Origin of the sequence: Clostridium sp., from assembly GCF_040797585.1 — a bacterium.
GTDB lineage: Bacteria > Bacillota > Clostridia > Clostridiales > Clostridiaceae > Clostridium_Z.
In genome coordinates this window covers 1-3,666 of sequence record NZ_JBFNEO010000250.1, presented here as the reverse complement: position 1 = coordinate 3,666, position 3,666 = coordinate 1, and the positions used below count along the sequence as shown (strand labels likewise).

The 3,666-nt window shown below is 30.6% G+C and carries 3 protein-coding genes; all 3 read left to right on the top strand.

What is annotated here, in order from left to right; translation table 11 throughout:
* The coding region (locus AB2369_RS12295) for an LTA synthase family protein (protein WP_367666767.1) at window positions 1–1,877 on the top strand (1,877 nt) is incomplete at its 5' end.
* Between the two features lie 5 nt (window positions 1,878–1,882).
* Window positions 1,883–2,143 (top strand): hypothetical protein, encoded by a 261-nt coding sequence (locus AB2369_RS12290; protein WP_367666766.1) that lies wholly within the window; start codon window positions 1,883–1,885, stop codon window positions 2,141–2,143.
* A 319-nt stretch (window positions 2,144–2,462) separates the two neighbouring features.
* Window positions 2,463–3,596 carry a universal stress protein gene (locus AB2369_RS12285; RefSeq protein WP_367666765.1) on the top strand — a complete coding sequence of 378 codons (1,134 nt, stop codon included), beginning with the start codon at window positions 2,463–2,465 and terminating at the stop codon, window positions 3,594–3,596.
* Window positions 3,597–3,666: the final 70 nt, after the last annotated feature.

Here is a 3,666-nt window from a genome sequence, read left to right as displayed (position 1 = left end):
ATTTAATGCAAACAAATTTAAATACAAATCCTAGTAAGGTAACCTCTTCTTTCTGGGCGAAACTAAAAGATACATTACAGATTATAAAAACAGATAAGATTTTTAAATATACTTTCATAGCGCTATTTATAAAAACAGTAATATTTTTACTACTTATATCTGATGACAAGGCTGTGGGAGTAAATTTTAGAGCGGTTCTCTTTTCTGCTCCTCCAATTATTGCTTATTTTTCATTTATAAGCATATTTTTATCCTTTAGTTATTTATTTAAAAAGAAATTCCACCTTTGGAGTTATACTTTTTTAAATGTACTATTAACCATAATATATATAGGAGATATATGGTACTACAGAAGTAATCACTCTTTTTTAAACTATCATATGTTAAGTTATACTTCTAATTTAGATAACCTAGGTGAGAGCGTTTTTGCCATGGCAAGACCAGTGGATATACTATTTGTAATTGATATATTTCTTATAATATTCCTTAGTATAAGAAACATAGAAAAATACAGAGACTTTAAGAGAGATCTAAAAGGATTTTTATTGTTATTTATAGTGCCTACCCTATATTTAACCTATGCTCATTATAAAATTGATATTTATGGAAAAGCCTACGAGAATCAGTTTTTGTTTAGAAAAGCTTGGGCTCAAAATCAGACCATGACTAACTTAACCCCTATTGGATATCATATTTATGATCTTTATGATTTTTATAAAGAAAGTAAGCCTTATGTATTAACAGAGGAAGAGAAAAAAGAAGCAGAAGATTGGATTAAAAATAAGAATGAAAACATACCTGATAATGAATATAAAGGTATGTTTAAAGGTAAAAATCTCATAGTTCTTCAAGTGGAATCTCTTGAAAACTTTATAATTGGACAAAGTATTAATGGCCAAGAGATTACCCCTAATTTAAATAAAATTATTAAAAATAGTTTTTATTTTAATAATTTTCATGAGCAGACTCATAATGGTACAACCTCTGATGGAGAACTTATAACTAACACCTCAGTTCTACCAGTAAGAAGTGGAGCTACCTTCTTTAGATATCCTACAAATACTTATGAAAATTCTCTTCCTAATATAATGAAGAGAATGGGGTATAAAACCTTAGCAGCTCACCCTGATAAGGGATCTTACTGGAATTGGCTTCAGTCTTTAAAATCCATAGGTTTTGATGAATGCCTAGATTCTAGTAAGTTTAATCAAGATCATATGATAGGACTTGGATTAAGTGATGAAAGCTTCTTAAAACAACTTTCAGAAGTTATAGAAAAACAGCCTGAGCCATTTTTTAATTTTTCTATAACATTGACAAGTCATACTCCTTTCTCCCTTCCTGAAGAGGATAAAGAACTTACTCTTCCTACTGAACTAAATGACCATATGGTAGGTAAGTTCATGCAAACTGCTCGTTATACTGATAAACATATAGGACTATTCCTAGATGAGCTAGATAAAAAAGGAATACTTGATAATACCGTGGTAGTAATTTATGGGGACCATGAAGGAGTAAATAAATTCTTTGGTGATGAAGTTAAAAATATAGAAAATGGAGAGCCTTGGTTCCAGGGAAATGATTTAAGAGTTCCTCTTATAATATACTCTAAAGATCTTCAAGGTAAAACTATAGAAACCTTAGGTGGACAAGTAGATACTCTTCCAACCCTTGCATACCTTTTTGGTGCGGAGAAAGAAGACTATGCTTACACTTCTATGGGTAGAAATCTTCTAAATACAGAAAAAGATTTTGCTGTTCTTAATACAAGAAGAATAAAAAGTAATAACATGAGTATTGAGGAGCAGAATGAGATGCTTAAAGCCATTGATTTAAGTGACAAACTTATTCGAGCTAATTACTTTAAAAAGGAGTAGATATAATGAATGATAGAATTCTAGCTAATATACTATTTGCTATATTGCTTATCCTTGTTCCAATACTTTCTATAGAAAGTATTATTCCTTGGATTATATTTATAGTTTTCTTAAGGAAGTCTATTAAGATCATAAATTCAGATGCTCCCTTAAATAAAGCAATTATTAAATGCTCTATATTCACTATAGTGGCATTTATCCTCGGAATTTCCTTTAACTATATAGTAAATGAAGGAACAGTTTTATTTATAAATAACTTTCTTTAATAAGTCAACTAAAGAAACTACAAGAATATTAGAGGTTTTTAACCTCCTATTCTTGTAGTTCTTTTTTTTATAAAACTATGGCATTTATCCTATTAAATGTTCCTTTCTAGCCTTCTTTAAGGTTATGTATTTTCATGATAAAGTTAATCTTAGATAATTATAGATCTATTAATTTTAATATTCTTTTAAAAAATCTAAACTATAGATATATCATATTAAAGCTCAACCTTTGAAAATACCTCAAGTAATGATATATGATGTTTTAGTTTAAATTACCATATGGTATATCTATAAATAGGCTACTGAGGATGTGATTTTTTTGAATTTAGATAGAAGACTAACCCCTGAGGAGGCTTTAGAAGAAGCTAGGAAGGAGTATAGAGGTCACTTAAAGATTTTCATAGGCTATGCTCCTGGAGTAGGGAAAACCTATTCTATGTTAAGTGAAGCTAGTCGACGTTTTGACAAAAAGGAAAATATACTAGTAGGTTTTGTAGAAACCCATGGCAGATTAGAAACCCAAAAGCAAATAGGAAACCTTCCAGTGTTACCTAGAAAAAATATAAATTATAATGGAAAAATCTTAGATGAATTTGATTTAGAAGCTGCTCTTTCCCTAAGACCGGACACAATACTTGTAGATGAGCTTCCTCACACCAATATACCAGGGTCTATTAATAGAAAAAGATATGAAGATGTGGAAGCCCTTTTAGATGCTGGAATTAATGTGGTCACTACTTTAAATATTCAACACCTTGAAAGTCTTAATGATATTGTGGAGAAAATAACTGGAGTAAAGATAAGAGAAACTGTACCTGATAGAATTATAGAAAATGCTACAGAGGTAGAAGTTATTGATATAAGCCCAGATGCTTTAAGAACTAGACTTAAGCAAGGAGACGTATATAAAAATGATGTTGCACTAAGGGCACTTAAAAACTTCTTTAGAAAGGGCAATCTTAATGCTTTAAGAGAACTAACCCTTCGTCAAACTGCAGAAGAAGTAGATGAACAACTTGAGAAATATAAAAAGCAGCATGGAATTAAAGAAACTTGGCATACTTGTGAAAGAATTATGGTTTGTATAAGCTCTAACCCTGCATGTAAGAGACTTATAAGAAGGGGAGCTAGACGTGCCAAAACCTATAAATGTCACTGGATGGTGGTAAATGTAGATTGTACCCATATCCTTGCTCCTAAACCTTCTCCTAAAGATATTAAATCCTTAAATGAGAATATAGCCCTTGCAAAGGACCTTGGGGCAGAAACTATAACTCTTAAAGGAAAAAGTGTATCTAATGCACTGGTTAACTTTGCGTCTTCGAAATACGTAACTCAGATAATAATCGGACATCCTAATAGGTCTAAACTTCAGACTATTATAAGAGGATCCACAGTATATAAATTACTAAAAGAAGTTAAGGAGGCTGAAATTCATATAATTCCTCAGTAAATTATATGAAATTTAATATAGGGTTTTTGATTCAAAACTTATCTTATTCACTACTTAAACTCCAAGGTTT